Here is a 14,714-nt window from a genome sequence, read left to right on the forward strand (position 1 = left end):
TCAGTTGGCGCGGAACTCGGTGACGTAGCGCAGGAAGTCGCCGTATCCCTCAGCGCTGGTCAGCGTGGGGGAGAGCGACTGAGTGTTCCATCCGATCGTCGACGGACGCAGCACCAACGGCACCATCTCGCTCTGCTCGTCCGCGAGGGCGCACAGGTCCTCGAAGACCGCCGCCCTGTCCGCACCTGGCTCAGTCGTGTAGCCGTCGGCGATGAGTGCGTCGAGCTCGTCGGAACCCTTCATGAACACGGCGGAGAATCCGGCGACTTCGGGGTTCCACCAGGTCGTGACCATGGCGGGGTCGGCATATCCGGCGAACCAACTGAGCGCGAGATCGAAGTCCGCCGGACTTTCGTACACGCGGGCCGAGTAGGTGGCGTAGTCGACCTGCTCGATCGAGACCGTGACACCGATCTCCGCGAGATTCTGCTGCATCACCTGGGCGATCTGCGCCAGCACCGGCTCGTCCGTGTAGACCACGAGGTCGAGTTCGAGCCCGCCGATCTTGTCGATCACTGCTTTCGCCGCGGTGACATCGTGAGCCGCGGAGGGGAGGTCCGCCGCCACGCACGCGTCCGGGAGGCCGGCAGGGGTGACACCTGATGCTTCGGTGGAGCCGCCGAATGCGAGTTCGTTGATCGCCGCGCGGTCGATGGCGCTGTTGATCGCGAAGCGCACGTCCTCGTCCTGCAGCGCCTCGTCACCGGTGAGGGAGTTGATCATCAGATAGTGGAAGTCGGTGTTCTTCTGTCCGACGACCGTCACATCGGCGGCATTCGAGAGCAGCTCAGCGGAGTCGATCGAGTTGAGCACGGCGAAGTCCGCCGAGCCGTCGCGGAGGGCGGCAGCGCGAGTGGCCTCGTCGCCGACGATGTCGATGGTGAGCGTGGCGAAGCCCAACGCGTCCGCATCAGGGTGGTGCTGGTTCGGCTCGAACGTCCACTCCTCGTCCTGACGATGTGCTGTCGCGACGAGAGGGCCGGTCCCGAGCATCTCGGTCGTGATGTCGACCTCGCCGGCGTCGATCTCCGCGATCGGGAGGATCGCTGCGGGAGTGTTCGCGAGCGCTGAGAGGAACGGCGCGTACGGCTCGGAGAGCGTGACTGTGACTTCGAGGTCGCCGGTCGCTTCGATCGAGGACACCGGGCCGAGTTGGCCAGTCCATGTCGTCGGTGTGTCGAGAAGGCGCTGAAGGCTCCCCACCACGTCGTCAGCGGTCATCGCCCGGCCGTTCGAGAAGACCGCGTCACTGGCGAGGGTGAAGACGTACTCGGTGTCGCTCGGTGACTCCCAGCTCGTCGCGAGCTTCGGGGCGACTTCGAGGTTCTCGTCGATCGTGGTGAGGGTCTCGTAAGAGAGACCTTCGAGCATCCACGATCGGGCAGTCGCGGCGCCCTGGGGATCCAGACCACTGGCTTCTGCGGTGTCGTAGTCGAGCTGGACGACGAGGTCGCCGCCGGCATCGAAGGCGTCGTCAGCGACCGAGAGAAAGCCGGGCGCGGCCTCCTCCTGAGTCGGCGTGGCATCCGGGGAGGCGCCGGCGGCGCATCCGGTGAGAGTGAGGGTTGCGATGGCGGCGATCGCCATCCCCGCTCGAGCTGCTTTGTGCATTTCGGTGTTTCCCTTCGGGATGTCGGCCGACGCGTGGATCATGCGTCGGCCGACGGCGGGCGGACAGAGAGGTGATGCAGGTGGTGCTCGGATGACGCAGAGCCTTTGTCCTCGTGAGCGCAGGCGCAGGCACTCGTGGATGCCGGAACGTCGAGGGTCGGGTTCCGATCGAAGAAGTCGTGAGGCTTGAGGGCGAAGCCGCAGATGTCGACCGGCATGATCGGCCAGTCTTCCGTGCGGGGGAAGTGGGTCAGCCCGAACGTGTGCCACAGGACCAGATCCGTGTTCTCCAGTGAGGCGTCGTCGGCGATGAATGCAGGCAGGCCCTGCTCCGGCGCGCTCTGATTGACGACGTCGCCCGCGGGGTAGCGTTCGTTCACGTCATACTCCGTGACCCAGAGGTCTGCGGTGGCGAATCGCGCGCGGGATGCGATCACCGACTCCGGCTGTGCGAGCAGCACAGGCTTGCCCTCGGTGGCCAGCACATACGAGACGGGGCGCCCGAGGCGGTTCTTGGCATTCGTGCTGCTCACCCGCCAGGTGCGATCGACGGAGCTGTTCGCCCGGCGTCGACCCTCGTGTTCGCTCCGCAGCCGCGTGGCGGTGAAGCCGATGGCGCTGCCGTGCAGATTGTCGTCGTCGATAGGGAGCGCTCCGACGTCGATCTCGTCGATCACTGCGGTACCTTCGTCGACCGCCATATCGAGCCGAGCGCAGAAGAGGTGCTGGTGGTAAGGGGCGGCGAGGCCGGGTGCCAGCTCACTGGCGAAGCGACTCGTGCGCTCGTCGTACGCCGCGGTGAACACGAGGCCGGTCGCCTTGGCCTCGAACTCGATCTTCCCGTCGAGGTACAGGTACCAGTAGAACCCGTAGTCGTAGTTGCCGACCGTGACGAAGAACGAGATCACCAGACGTCGTTGGCGACGCACATCGCTCGTTCCGGTGAACTGCTCGGTGTGCTTCCACAGCACGCCGGCATCCTCCTCATGGATGCAGATGGCGTTCGGCAGGATCTTCACGTTCCCGAGGGCGTCGGCGATCGGCACATCGAGGTATGTGATGTCGCCCACGCAGTCGCAGCCGAGTTCGAGCGAGTTGACGAGCCGGCCGAGCAGGTACTCGCCGGTGTCGAAATAGTTCTGCCAGAACCGCACGGGCCCTGGATCGCCGTAGGGCACGAGCATCTCCGCGATGGATGCGCGGTGCACGATCGGGCGGACGCGGCCATCGTCTTCGAAACCGATGCCGTGCAGGATCAGACCCTCACGCATGTCGTAGCCGACGCGCAGCGACCATTTCTCCCAGGAGATCACGTCGCCGTCGAAGGAGAAGCTCGGGCCCTCTGGCTGGCTGATCACGATCGGCTTCTGCGTCGTCCGTTCCGGGCCGAACGTACCGGGCACGTGGTAATCCGCGGTCTCCTGGGGGATCGGCATGGCACCCGTGTCGATGACATCCACCACGCTGCGGCTGGCGAGGTCGACGAACGCGACGAGGCCGTCGATCGGATGCGCCCACGGCATCGTCAGGGGCGTGGGCTGGTGATGGCCGAGCACACGCGCCATGCGACGACCGCGTTCCCCTTCGATCGGGTAGCGACCGGCAGAGAGCCCTGCGAGAGCGACCGTGCTCGGGTCGTCGATTCCGCGAGCGAGGAGCGCGTCGGCCCAGCGCGCATCCGCCCCGACGAGCTCACGGATGATCGCATGCTCCTCCTGGAGCAGCGGAACCTGTCCATCGAATTCTGCGTCGATCTCGTCATCGCGAGCGATCGTCGAAGTGCCGAGATCGACGGAGATCGCTCGAGCGAGGCCGCTCTCGATATCGAGGAGTTGGATTCTGGCTCGACGGGCGACGGCGCGTCCCGCCGTGACCTCTCGACGATCGGGCTCGTCCAGGCCGATGTAGGCGATCCGGTGCGTTGCGGTGAGCGCGCCGTGTTGACGGAGGATCTCGGCGGCCAGTTCCAGTTCCGTCCCAGACAGCGTCGCGTAGGGAGCACCGGATCCGTCGCCGAGCGAGCGAGAGCGTTGGACGTGCTGTGACGAGGAACAGCTGCAGTTCATGAATTCTCCGTTGGAAGTCTGATCGGAACGCCTACGTGCCGGAACGTTCCGGCAAAAGTATGCGAAAACCATGTTTCAGCGCAAGGGGCATTCTGTTTCCAGGTGATTACATCTCGCTGTGTGTGGTTAGAATCGGCCGCATGCATGAGACAAGGCGCGCCCGATTGATCGATGTCGCTCGGCGAGCCGGTGTCGGAAAGACCACCGCTTCGGACGCGCTCAGCGGGAGCGGTCGAGTGTCATCCGAGACCCGCGACGCGGTGCTGGCGGCTGCGGCGGAGCTCGGCTATTCCGCGAACACAGCCGCGCGGCACCTGCGCGGCGGAACCGTCGGCACCATCGGGATCGTCCTCCCCGAGGTCGTCTCGCGGTCGTCGTATTACATGGCGTTCACATTCGGCATCGTCACCAGCGCCGCGGCCCACGATATCGACGTGACCATCGTCAGCCCGTCGACGTCATCCGGGCGGTCGCGGCCGATCCGCGCCGACGGCCTCATCATCGGGGATCCGCTCTCGGGTGATACCGGCCTTCCGGCGCTCCTCGCCTCTGGTATGCCGGTCGTCACGCAAGAGCACCTGCCTGACGACATCGCCGGCACCGCTGACGGCGTCGTCTGGTCATCCCACGAGACCGGAATGCTGCGCCTGTTCGACGAGATCGACATCACCGGCGCACAGCATCCGGCGCTGTTGGTCGCACCAGACGTCACCGACTGGTCTCGACAGCTGGTCAGCGGGTACAGGGCGGGTTGCGCCGCACGAGGCCTGACGCCGCTGCTCGCTCCCGTCAGCTTCGAGGCGCCGTGGCTCGCAGTCCGTGAGGCGATCGAGCGGCTGCTCTCCGAACACCCTGAGACCGATGCGATCATCTGCGCACCGGACTCGAGCGCCATCGAGGTCGTCGCCGTGCTCGGCAGGCTCGGCCGGACCATCGGCGAGGACATCACCGTCGTCTCCTGCGTCGATCATCCATCTCTGCCGTTCCTGGCGCCGGCGATCACCTCGATCGATCTCCGCCCGAGGGAATCCGGCGTCGCATGCGCCGAACTGCTCATCGACCTGCTCGAGGGGCGCGCCGAACCAGGAACGGACGTCGAGTTCCCGATCACCGTCGTCGCACGCGAGTCCACTGCGCACCCGTTGACGGCTCGTGCCGCGTGAGCGCTCCGCTGGACGGCGTCGTCGTCGCAGACTTCTCTCGCGTTCTGGCGGGCCCGCTGGCCACGATGACGCTCGCCGATCTCGGTGCGCGGGTCATCAAGATCGAGCGTCCTGGTTCCGGCGACGACACCCGTGCCTGGGGGCCGCCGTACGCCGAATCGGGGATGACGACGTATTTCGAGTCCGCGAACCGCGGGAAGGAGTCCATCGCGCTGGATCTCACAGCGGACGCCGACCGGGAGCGCGCGCACGCGATCATCGCTCGCAGCGACATCGTGATCGAGAACTTCCGTCCAGGACTCTTCGAGCGTCTGGGGTTCGGATGGGACAGCCTCAGCGACCTTCATCCTCGGCTCGTGTACGTCTCGGTCAGCGGATTCGGCCTCGACGAGGGCGCCTCGCTGCCCGGCTACGACTTCGTCGCGCAAGCCGTCGGCGGCCTGATGCACATCACTGGCGAGGCGGACGGAGAGGCCATGAAAGCGGGGGTGGCACTCGTCGACGTACTCACCGGCAAGGATGCTGTGATCGGCATCCTCGCGGCACTCCGTCGTCGCGAGGCGACGGGAAGAGGATCTCGCATCGACGTGAACCTGCTCTCGAGCCTGCAGGCTGCGCTGGTCAATCAGGTCTCCGCGCATCTCGGTGCAGGGGCGGAACCGGTACGGCTCGGAAACCGCCACCCCTCGATCGCACCGTACGAGGTTCTGCGCTGCGCTGATGGGCCGGTGGCAGTCGCATGCGGCAACGACGCGCAGTTCGCCAGGCTCGCCGACGAGCTCGGCCGGCCAGAGCTCGCCGCGGACCCGCGGTTCCTGCACAACCCTGATCGTGTCGCACGCCGTGAGGATCTTGTCGCCGAGTTGGAGAGAGCGCTCGCCACGGGCACGGCGGCTGCATGGGCAGATCGTCTGAACCTGGTCGGCGTCGCCGCAGGCGAGGTCAACTCCATCGGTGACGGCATCGCGCTGGCCGAGCGTCTCGGGCTCGATCCCTTGCTGGAGACGCTGGGAGCAGACGGGCGACGATCGCGTCAGATCCGCTCACCACTGTCATGGACGCCGCGACTGCCCGTGAGCGTGGCCGCTCCGCCTCGCCTTGGCGAACACGACTCGCGGGTGCGCGACTGGCTGGACGGCACCGACTAACGCTGACGCAGGGCGAGCCACAGCTCAGCGGCGACGTCCGGATCGGACAACGAGACGCCGAGGAGCCGCTCCGCGCCGGTGATCCGTGGACGCACCGTATTGCGGTGCACACCCAGTTCCCGCGCGGTGTGCTCGGCATGCTGGTGATGGCGAAGATAGGCGCGAACAGTCTCCAGCACATCCGCGCCCGCATCGGCGAGGGCATCGGCCCACGCCGCACTGCGCTCCGCGCTCTCGATCACGAATCCTTGGTCCTGCCGCGTGCGCCACCGCATGAGCACATGAGCGGCCGCGGCCGGGGCGTCCTGCAGCGCGACGGTCGGGCCGAGAAAGCCCCGATGGATCGCCACTTTCTTGTCACTCGCAAGCAATCGCAGCGGTACACCGTCGCGCACCACTCTGAGGGCGGGTTCCTCACGCGCGGCGTCATCCGGGTCTGCAAGCACTCTGACCACGTCGGGGAGGGGGATGCCCGCCAGACGTGCAAGTGCACTGGAGGCCGCAGCATCCCCAGCGAAGGCGAGTTCGGCGACCCAGCGTGCCGTGTCGTCGCCGTGCGTGTCCTGCGCCCTGGTCGTGAGCAGCCGAAGGAGGGCGACGGCAGTCAGCGCCAGCTGCCGATCCGATCGCGCCAGTGGGCGGCCCGCTCCAATCGCCACCGCGCCGAGCGTACGCTCGCCCTCAGAGACGGAGTGCGCGACGACGGCCGAACCATGAGACAGGAATGACGCCGCGGCGACGCCCGGCCTCAGCAGGGATCGCTCCACGTCTGTCTGGACAGCCGGAAGCAGACCCTCGAGCGCCGGTGGATGAAACAACGCCTTCGGCGCCCGCGGGTCGAGAGGTATCCACGCCACCCAGCCGCCGATCGCCTGGGCCATCAGTCGCACGACGGCGCGCAGGGGATCAGCGCCTGTCGCCGCCTGAGCCAGACGTGTGTGCGCATGCGCAGACCGCAGAGCCTCGTCCTGCTGGTCGCGGCCGTTGATGCCCCAGAACGCGCGGGAGATATCGAGGAACGGGGCACCGTCGGGGACGATGAACAGCGGAACTGCCGCGTTCCGACAGTGTTCGAGCAGCCCCGGTGGCGCTGCGTCCCACCCTTCTCCGAGGCCGACGCCCAGAGCGCCGACGCCCTGGTCTGCGATGCGCGCCACGTAATCGGCATCCTCGGCACGTCCGGTGAGAGGGATCCCCGTCGTCAGGAGCAGCTCACCGCCGTCGAGATATCTGCCGGGGTCGCCCAGTTCGGAGACATGCACCCCGCTGATCTCGCGCGCGGCGTCGAACGGCATGAGCGGATGCAGCGAGGAACCGGCTGTCCGTACGAGATCCCCTAACGATGTCATGTCTACAGCATGCAACATGCACAGTCAGGATCAAACACTCATGCATGCTGCCCGAGGCGGCAGATGCGAGGGATCTAGTCTCGTGCCCATGACTTCAGTACCGCACCTCGTCACCGAGATACCCGGCCCCCGATCCCGAGAGCTGCACGCCCAGCGCGCCCGAGCTGTCGCTTCCGGCTTCGGCGTCGCCCTGCCGGTCTTCGTCGCCGGCGCAGATGACTCGACGCTCCGGGATGTCGATGGGAACACGCTGATCGACTTCGCTTCCGGGATCGCCGTGACGAGCTTCGGAGCGGCCAATCCGCGTATCCGCGAGAATGTCGGCGAGCAGCTCGAGAAGTTCACGCACACGTGCTTCATGGTCACCGAGTACGAGGGCTTCGTACGCGTTGCGGAATGGTTGAACGCACACACCCCCGGCGACTTCGAGAAGCGCACCGGCCTGTTCAGCACCGGAGCCGAAGCCGTCGAGAACGCCGTCAAGATCTCTCGCGCGCACACCGGTCGCCCCGGAGTGCTCGTCATCGACGAGGCGTATCACGGTCGCTCGATGCTCACGATGGCCATGACGGCGAAGGAGCACCCGTACAAGACCTCGTTCGGGCCGTTCTCCTCCGATGTCGTCCGCGGTCCGAACGCCAACCCGTTGCGCGGTGCAGGGGCCGACGAGGCTCTCGGCGAGATCGACCGGCTCATCGCCGAGCACGGCGGCGAATTCTTCGCTGCCATCGTGGTCGAACCCATCCAGGGTGAGGGCGGATTCATCGTCCCCGCTCCCGGTTTCCTCGCCGGGCTCCGTCGCATCGCCGACGAGCACGGCATCGTCCTCGTGATCGACGAGATCCAGGCCGGTCTCGGCCGTACCGGCCGCCTCTTCGCGAGTGAGTACGACGGCGTCGCAGGAGACATCACGCTCACCGCCAAGGCACTCGGTGGCGGACTCCCACTCAGCGCGGTGACCGGGCGGGCGGAGATCATGGATGCCGCGCACGTCGGAGGGCTCGGCGGCACGTATGCGGGGAATCCGCTGGCGTGCGCAGCGGCGCTCGCCGTCTTCGACATCCTCGATGACCCGGATACCCTGCCCCGTGTGGCGACGATCGAAGACACGATCCGACGCCACCTGGAACCGCTGGCTTCGGAGATCGCCACGATCGCCGAAGTGCGCGGCCGCGGCGCGATGATGGCGATCGAGTTCGCCGAGCCTGGCACGCTCGAACCCCGCGCCGATCTCGCGCAGCGCATCTCCGCGGAGTGCCACGCCGCCGGGGTCCTCACGCTCACGTGCGGCACCCACGGCAACGTCATCCGTCTGCTTCCGCCGCTCGTGATCGATCTCGACGTCCTGGAGACCGGGCTCGAGATCCTCGCCGCAGCCGTCCGCTCCGTCGCAGCCGAGGAGGCAGCAGCATGACCATCGTTCCCGATCTGCTTGATTTCGACGAACTCCTGAGCGACGAGGAACGCTCGACCCGTGACCGCGTTCGTGCCTTCGTCGACGAGCGCATCCGGCCGAACATAGCCGACTGGTACGACCGCGCTGTGTTCCCGACCGAACTCGTGCCTGAGCTCGCGGAGCTCGGGGTTCTGGGAATGCATCTGTCGGGATACGGCTGCCCGGGCAGGAGCGCCGTGGAGTACGGCCTGGCAGCCCTTGAACTCGAAGCCGGCGACTCCGGTCTGCGCACTTTCGTCTCTGTGCAGGGTTCCCTTGCAATGAGCGCCATCCACAAGCACGGCAGCGAGGAGCAGAAGCAGCGCTGGCTGCCGCAGATGGCCCGCGGCGAGATCATCGGATGCTTCGGCCTCACCGAGCCCAACTCCGGCTCCGACCCCTCGAGCATGACGACTTTCGCGCGTCGCGATGGCGACGGCTGGGTGCTCAACGGCGCCAAGCGATGGATCGGCCTCGCCTCGATCGCGCAGATCGCGATCATCTGGGCGCAGACCGACGAGGGCGTGCGCGGATTCATCGTCCCCACCGAGACCGAGGGGTTCGTCGCCACCCCGATCGCTCCGAAGCTGTCGATGAGAGCGTCGATCCAGTGCGACATCGCGCTCACCGATGTACGCCTCCCCGCCGACGCGCTCCTCCCTGAAGCTCGCGGCCTGCGGGCACCGTTCTCCTGCCTGAACGAGGCCAGGTACGGCATCGGCTGGGGTGTGATCGGGGCCGCACGCGACAGCTACGCGACTGCCTTGTCGTACGCGAAGACGCGCGTGCAGTTCAACCAGCCGATCGCTGGATTCCAACTCACCCAGCAGAAGCTCGTCGACATGGCCGTCGAGATCGAGAAGGCACAATTGCTCGCGTTGCGGCTGGGGCGGCTGAAGGACGCGGGGAAGCTCCTGCCTCACCAGATCTCGGTGGCGAAGCTCAGCAACACCAGAGCGGCGATCGCGATCGCCCGCGAGGCGCGGACGATCCTCGGTGGCAACGGCGTATCCGGCGACTACTCACCGCTGCGTCACGCCGCGAACCTCGAGTCGGTCCGCACCTATGAGGGCACGGATGAAGTCCACACTCTTGTGCTCGGCGCGCACATCACCGGCATCTCCGCCTTCCGAGGCGCTGCGACAGAAGGAGCATCATGACCATCACCGCACTTCGCCACTTCATCGACGGTGCCTGGACCGAGGGCTCAGGAGAACCGCTCATCGATGTGAACCCCAGCCGACCGGATGACATCGTCGCCGAGGGGGCCGGTGCCTCGAACGAGGACGTGGCTCGGGCCTTCGACGCGGCCCGTGCCGCGTTCGACGGCTGGCGGCGGACTCCCGCCCGCTCCAGGGCGGCGATCCTGCTCCGCGCCGCCGACATCATCGATGCGCATCGGGACGAGTGGGGGCGGGAGCTGGCTCGAGAGGAGGGCAAGACTCTCGCCGAAGCCATCGCAGAGACGGGACACTCCGCGAACATCCTGCGCTTCCACGCCCAGGAGGCGGACCGGGCGAGCGGGAGCGTGTTCGAATCCCCGACACCGGGCGAGCGCATACTCGTCGTACGGCGGCCGGTCGGCGTGATCGGTGCTATCACACCGTTCAACTTCCCGATCTCGATCCCGGCGTGGAAGCTCGCCCCGGCGCTCGTGTGGGGGAACACGATCGTCTGGAAGGCCGCGACCTTCGTGCCTCTCCTCGCCATGCGTTTCGCCCAGGCTCTGAAGGAAGCCGGCCTCCCGAAGGGTGTGCTCAATCTCGTGAACGGTGCCGCTGCGGTCGGCGAAGCCATCGTCTCCCACCCTGACGTGGATGCTGTGACCTTCACCGGCTCGACCAAGGTCGGGCGGCTCATCGCGGCCGAGCTCGCTGCACGAGGAGTTCCGTTCCAGGGAGAGATGGGCGGGAAGAACGCCTCGCTCGTGCTGGCGGATGCTGACCTCGATGTCGCAGTGGAACAGGTCGCCATCGGCGCCTTCCGCGCGGCAGGACAGAAATGCACGGCCACATCCCGCGTGATCGTGCATCATGACGTGGCGGAAGAGTTCCTCCGCCGCCTCGCCGAGCGCACGCAGCGCATGGACGTCGGCGACGCGCTCGCCGATGGGGTCGAGGTCGGGCCGGTCGTGGACGCCGTGGCCCGTGACCGCGTCGTTGCTGCTCTCGGACGTGCGAAGGCATACGCCACGCCCGTCTACGCGCCGGAGCCCTACCAGGATGGCGCGCTTGCCGATGGCTTCTTCGTGCCGCCGTCGATCTTCGAGCTCTCGGATGACGCTCCCGGCGAGCTGTGGAGTGAAGAACTGTTCGGCCCCGTGGTCGGTGTTCGTCGAGTGGCGTCCGCTGCGGAGGGCATCGCCCTCGTGAACGACAGCGAGTACGGTCTCTCGACCGCCGTCTTCACGACGAACCTCGCGCACGCGTTGGCGGCCATCGAAGACATCCGAGTGGGCGTCGTGCACATCAACTCGGCATCTGCCGGCGCAGACCTTCACGTGCCTTTCGGGGGCAGCGGGGCGAGTGCGCTCGGACCGAAGGAACAGGGTGCTGCGGCCAGAGATTTCTTCACGGAGACGGCGACGGTCTACCTGCAGGGGTGACTTCAGGATCTGCGAGGTCAATTCGCCGGGAACCGAGACGCACCTGGCGATCCGCTGCCGCGATGGTTGCGGCTCGGTGCGCGATGAGCAGGATCGCCCTGTCCTCGTCGTGACGCAGGAGTTCGAGGATCGCTTCGTCGGCCTCCGGATCGAGGGAAGCCGTGGCCTCGTCGAGCACGAGCACCCGAGGGTCTCGGAGCAGCGCACGAGCGATCGCGACGCGTGCCCGCTGACCGCCCGAGAGCCCTGTGCCGTGCTCGCCGATCGGCGTCTCCAGCCCGAGAGGCAGCGTCGATTCCACGGCGAGCAGCCCGGCGGCCGCAGCCGCACGTCGTATCGACTGCTGCGTGGCATCCGGTTGGCCCAAAGCGATGTTGGAACGGATCGTCCCTCGCAGCAGCGGTGACGACTGCGGCACGACGGCGACGAGACGGCGCAGATCGCGATCCGCCAGTGATCGGATGTCGATTCCATCGACGCGGACCGCACCGGCATCCGGATCCCACAGGCGCAGCACCAGCCGCGCCGCAGTGGTCTTTCCTGCACCGGACGGTCCGATCAGCGCTACGGTCTCGCCGGGGCGAACGTGCATATCGAGACGGTCGAGCACAGCCGTGGTCCCGTCATAGCTGAAGCCGACGCCGTCGAACACCAGGCCCTTCTCCTCGCGGGGTTCTGCCGTCGGTGAAAGTACAGCTGTCGAAGCCGGTTCGTCGAAGGCCTCCACGATCCTCTCTGCCGAAGCGCGGAGCATTCCGGCGCCGCGGAGCAGATCGATGATCTGTGCAGCCGGCCCCAATCCGGCCACGGACACCGCGACAGCCAACGGGATGTCGGCCGGGGCGAGGTGCGCGCCCGCGAAGAGGGCGATGCCGACCGCGCCGATGGCGGCAGCGGCGAGTGTCAGGTCGGCGATGCCGCGCTCCATCCCCACGCGAGAGGCTTCCCGTATCTGAATGCGCGCCAGCGCGCGTACCTCATCGCTGATGTGATCCATCCGCGCCTCGAGCGCATCGGCGCCGCGCAGTTCCCGCAGTCCGCGCATCGTGTCGAGGAGCTCGGAGCGGACGCGACCGGCTCCCGAAGCGAGCGCTGCACCATTGCGCGCGGCGATGCGCGCTGTGCACAACGGGACGGCGACACCGACGACCAGCAGCGGAAGCCACACCGCCAGCAACGCCGGATTGATCGCTGAAGAGACGGCGGCGCTCGCGGAGAGCACCAGTACCGCGGAGAGGGTCTGCGCCACGGTGTGGGCGTAGAGCCACTCCAAGGTCTCTATGTCCGTCACCAGCGTGGATACCAGATCCCCGGTGCGTCGCTGCCTGCGCCGTGAGGGCAGCGCACGGCGCAGCGACGTGAAGACGCGACCTCTGAGCACGCCGATGAGACGGTAGGCGAGGTCGTGCGAAACCCAGGATTCGCGCCAGGTGGATGCGGCCACGACCACGCAGAGCAATGAGAGGACGACGGCGAACGATGGCAGATCGTCGCCTGCGCCGGTGATGACGCGTCCGACGACGACGGCGAGGCCGAGCGTGATCGCCAGTATGGCGCCCTGCACGACGATGCTCCAGAGCACGGTTTCGATGAAGCGGCCGCGGTGCGTGGCGATCACCGGGAGCAGACGGCGGATCGCTTTCATCGAGCGCTCCCGATGTGGATCCGGGCATGCGGTCGACCACGCGCAGGAGGAGGTCCGTCTCCCGACGAGGAGATGCCGCCCTGGTCGAGGGCGATCCAGCGATCGGCGTGAATGCATGCGCTCTCGCGGTGGGCGATGAGGATCGTCGTGCGTCGCGGATCGTGAGCGTCGACGCCGTCCATGACGCGCCGCTCGGTCTCGGCGTCGAGCGCAGACGTCACCTCGTCGAGGATGAGGACGGGTGCGCGGGCGACCAGGGCGCGCGCGATCGCCAGGCGCTGCCGCTGACCGCCGGACAGTTGATCGCCGTTCTCGCCGAGGACGGTGTCATATCCCTCGGGGAGGTCGCGGATGACCTGGTCGATGTCGGCCGCGACCGCCGCCTGCTGCATCTCGGCATCGCTCGCATCCTGCCGGTACAGCCGAAGATTCTCCTGCACTGACCACGCGAACAGCACCGGATCCTGGGGGACCGTCACCACGCTCCGCGCGAGGGCCGATCTCGTGCGCTGCGGCAACGGGATGCCGTCGAGCAGGATGTCGCCTTCATCCGGGTCGACCTCCCGCTCGAGCAGGCGTCCGAGCGTGCTCTTGCCTGATCCGGATGCGCCGAGGATCGCGACGGTCTCGCCCGATTCGATCTCAAGCGTGATCCCGCGGATTCCGCTGTCGGTACCCGGGTATCTGTACGTCAGATCGCGGATGGCGATCGCTGCGCCCTCCGCCGCGGGTGTGGTGACGGTGCCGTCATCGGGCACCGTCGCGTGCAGCGAGAGCAGCCGGTCGAGCCCATCGACGGCAGTGAGTCCGAGGTAGCCCGCATGCCAATGCGTGCTCAGTTCGGAGAGCGGGCGGAAGCACTCTCGCGACAGCAGCAGCACGACGATCGCTGTCGTCGCGGGGCTTCCGGTGAGTACAGCGGATGCCGCGGCGAGGACGGCGAGGACGGTCCCCAGATGCATCGCCAGCGCGCTCAGTCCGCTCTCAATCAGAGAGACGCGCATCTGCGCCATGGTCGACAGGCGCAGTGCTTCGGCCCGCTGCTCGAGTCCGGTTCCGAATCTCTCGGCGGCTCCGAACGCCCGCAGCAGCGGGATCGACTGCAGCGATTCGACGTAGTCGCCGGACAGTCGAGCGAACGCAGCCCAGCGGGATCGTCCGTTGCGCAGCAGGCGGGCGTCCCAGAACCGTGGGACGATCACCGCCGTGGCACCGGCGACCGCGAGCACGGCCCCTGCGCCGACATCCTGAGCAGACACCAGCGCGATGATCGTCGCGGGCACCAGGAGCACCACGACGAGCTGCGGCAGGTAGCGCGTGTAGTAGGCATCGAGGCCGTCCACGCCGTCGATGACCGTCGCCGCCGTGTCTCCGGAGCGGCGCTCCGCTGCGGCGATGTCGGCTGTCCTCGCCAGCAGACGCCTGCGCAGCGCGATGCGCACTGACGCGCCGATCCGTGCCGCAAGCGGTTCGCGCAGCCAGATCACACCTGCTCTGGCGAGCGCCACGACCACGAGGACGATCAGCGCGAAACCGACGTCTCCTTCTCCACGAACCAGTGCAGCGATCACTGCCGCCGTGACGAAAGCGAACGTCACATGCAGCGCGGAGATCAGCACTCCCACGGCGGCGAGCGCCGCGATCGCGCCCGGCACCGCGCCGGCGAGCTGGAGGAGGCGTCGGTGGATCACC

General features: G+C 67.4%; 10 protein-coding genes. 5 read left to right on the forward strand and 5 right to left on the reverse strand.

All coding sequences use genetic code 11. The features are described from left to right. Together QFZ46_RS14400 and QFZ46_RS14405 are read right to left on the reverse strand one after the other, a co-directional pair. Positions 1-1,611 carry an ABC transporter substrate-binding protein gene (locus QFZ46_RS14400; RefSeq protein ID WP_307362713.1) on the reverse strand — a complete coding sequence of 537 codons (1,611 nt, stop codon included), beginning with the start codon at positions 1,609-1,611 and terminating at the stop codon, positions 1-3. Positions 1,612-1,649: 38 nt separating this feature from the next. Continuing rightward, positions 1,650-3,677, reverse strand: a complete 2,028-nt coding sequence (locus tag QFZ46_RS14405; RefSeq protein WP_307362715.1) for a primary-amine oxidase — start codon at positions 3,675-3,677, stop codon at positions 1,650-1,652. A 140-nt stretch (positions 3,678-3,817) separates the two neighbouring features. On the opposite strand from QFZ46_RS14405, the gene QFZ46_RS14410 reads away from it, so the two are divergent. Both QFZ46_RS14410 and QFZ46_RS14415 read left to right on the forward strand, forming a co-directional pair. After that, positions 3,818-4,840, forward strand: a complete 1,023-nt coding sequence (locus QFZ46_RS14410) for a LacI family DNA-binding transcriptional regulator (protein WP_307362716.1) — start codon at positions 3,818-3,820, stop codon at positions 4,838-4,840. Then, positions 4,837-5,988, forward strand: a complete 1,152-nt coding sequence (locus QFZ46_RS14415; protein WP_307362719.1) for a CaiB/BaiF CoA transferase family protein — start codon at positions 4,837-4,839, stop codon at positions 5,986-5,988. The genes QFZ46_RS14410 and QFZ46_RS14415 overlap by 4 nt, the downstream gene beginning before the upstream one ends. On the opposite strand, the gene QFZ46_RS14420 is transcribed toward QFZ46_RS14415, so the two are convergent. Continuing rightward, entirely contained in the window at positions 5,985-7,337 is a 1,353-nt protein-coding gene (locus QFZ46_RS14420) for a PucR family transcriptional regulator (RefSeq protein WP_307362722.1), read from the reverse strand. The two genes, QFZ46_RS14415 and QFZ46_RS14420, sit on opposite strands and share 4 nt — an antisense overlap. A gap of 88 nt (positions 7,338-7,425) precedes the next feature. Here QFZ46_RS14420 and QFZ46_RS14425 point away from each other — a divergent pair, with 88 nt between their 5' ends. From QFZ46_RS14425 to QFZ46_RS14435, 3 genes are read left to right on the forward strand one after another with little or no spacing between them, the layout of a single operon-like run. After that, positions 7,426-8,751 (forward strand): aminotransferase class III-fold pyridoxal phosphate-dependent enzyme, encoded by a 1,326-nt coding sequence (locus QFZ46_RS14425; protein ID WP_307362723.1) that lies wholly within the window; start codon positions 7,426-7,428, stop codon positions 8,749-8,751. Continuing rightward, positions 8,748-9,932: an acyl-CoA dehydrogenase family protein gene (locus QFZ46_RS14430; protein ID WP_307362725.1), complete on the forward strand. Its 1,185-nt coding sequence runs from the start codon at positions 8,748-8,750 to the stop codon at positions 9,930-9,932. Before QFZ46_RS14425 ends, QFZ46_RS14430 begins: the two co-directional genes overlap by 4 nt. Beyond that, positions 9,929-11,377 (forward strand): aldehyde dehydrogenase family protein, encoded by a 1,449-nt coding sequence (locus tag QFZ46_RS14435; protein WP_307362727.1) that lies wholly within the window; start codon positions 9,929-9,931, stop codon positions 11,375-11,377. The genes QFZ46_RS14430 and QFZ46_RS14435 overlap by 4 nt, the downstream gene beginning before the upstream one ends. Here QFZ46_RS14435 and QFZ46_RS14440 read toward each other — a convergent pair. Next, positions 11,343-13,022: an ABC transporter ATP-binding protein gene (locus QFZ46_RS14440; RefSeq protein WP_307362730.1), complete on the reverse strand. Its 1,680-nt coding sequence runs from the start codon at positions 13,020-13,022 to the stop codon at positions 11,343-11,345. The two genes, QFZ46_RS14435 and QFZ46_RS14440, sit on opposite strands and share 35 nt — an antisense overlap. After that, positions 13,019-14,713 (reverse strand): ABC transporter ATP-binding protein/permease, encoded by a 1,695-nt coding sequence (locus tag QFZ46_RS14445; RefSeq protein WP_307362733.1) that lies wholly within the window; start codon positions 14,711-14,713, stop codon positions 13,019-13,021. The genes QFZ46_RS14440 and QFZ46_RS14445 overlap by 4 nt, the downstream gene beginning before the upstream one ends. Between the last annotated feature and the right edge of the window lies 1 nt (position 14,714).

Source organism: Microbacterium murale (assembly GCF_030815955.1).
In the GTDB taxonomy this organism is placed as follows: domain Bacteria; phylum Actinomycetota; class Actinomycetes; order Actinomycetales; family Microbacteriaceae; genus Microbacterium; species Microbacterium murale_A.